1 protein-coding gene is annotated in these 1,176 nt (G+C 63.7%); it reads right to left on the bottom strand.

What is annotated here, in order from left to right:
- Positions 1 to 453 precede the first annotated feature (453 nt).
- Positions 454 to 681 carry a hypothetical protein gene (locus tag AC1DX0_RS36145; RefSeq protein WP_477219081.1) on the bottom strand — a complete coding sequence of 76 codons (228 nt, stop codon included), beginning with the start codon at positions 679 to 681 and terminating at the stop codon, positions 454 to 456.
- Positions 682 to 1,176 lie beyond the last annotated feature (495 nt).

The raw sequence follows: 1,176 nt of genomic DNA on the forward strand, positions 1-1,176 counted from the left end.
CTCCGTCCCGGCTTCGCCGGGCGGCCACCTCTCCCCCACTGCGTGGGGGCGAGGAACCCAAGAACAACAAGCCGGCGCCCCATAAGAGACGTCGGCAATAGTCCGCCTCGAAGCGAGCCCGTCCAGTATTGACATCAGGGTCCGCACCAACGTCATCGGGCGTGGGCCATCGGGGGACTATTCGTGAAAAAGATCTACGCAAAGCCGACGCTGAACAGGCGCGAGAAGCTTTCGGCGGTGACGGCTGTGGCGTGTCCAATATCGGTCTGCCCGCACTAGAGACTTTCCAGACTCCAGCCTGCCGTCGCTCTCCCGCGATCCGGCCGGATTTGTACGAAACCGTACCAAGCATCCCGGCTTGGTTGATCGCGCTCCCGCCGCCAGCTACACAAATCGGGCGGCGGACCTTTTATCAGGTCGCCAGTGGTCGGCGCGGGACTCAGGCAATTGTCTTCACCGGCAAGCGCGCCGGCCACTTCCCTGCACGCGCCCGGTCATCTCGCCGCGAACAATCCAGTTGACGAGGCCGCTGTCGACATGCGCCTTGCGCGTGAGTTCGCGCAGCAGGGCCTTGCAATGATCAGTCCATTGCGCCTCAGGGATGAGGTGTTCGGCAATGGATGTCTTGAACGCCCTGCGCAACGCATGGAAAGTGAGCGGCGGCCCGGTGGGGTCTTCCATTGCATTGCTCCCGACAAGGGCGGGAGTACGCTGACACTCTCAAGCACCAGCGCCCATTGAGTGGCCAGCGACAGCGCAACCATGCGCCCTGTGGCGGCGGCGGTCCACCGCCCGGCGTCGCACGCTTTGCGTCGTACATGAAATGTTGGGCCTGGCGTGAAGATGCGGCGCTGATGCGGCATGCCTCTTCCCTGGGAGGAGGGAAGGCGAAGGTCGGCGCTGCCCCTCATCTGGCGGTGAGCGGGGGCGGTAGGGCTGACCGAAGGTAAGCCAAGCTTGCGCTCTACGAAGCCCCCTTGTGTGTTTGGAATCGTGCATTGTTGAGGGTGCCACGGACCAGGTGCTTGCCTGATCCGTGGCGGTGGTCGAGAGCCCGTCGCCCCTCAGGTGGCCTAAACCGTGGATGAGCTGGGGTCCGACCGCCTTCTTTTGTGAACCCGAACAGTTGCAAGGGGCAAGCCCCCGCACACAAGGAAGGGACCGAGGAGATGGTAG

Source organism: Mesorhizobium sp. P3_A9, from assembly GCF_056402975.1.

Coding starts and splice junctions, on each gene's coding strand:
- AC1DX0_RS36145 (WP_477219081.1), bottom strand. CDS start 681: ATGGAAGACCCCACCGGGCCGCCGCTCACTTTCCATGCGTTGCGCAGG.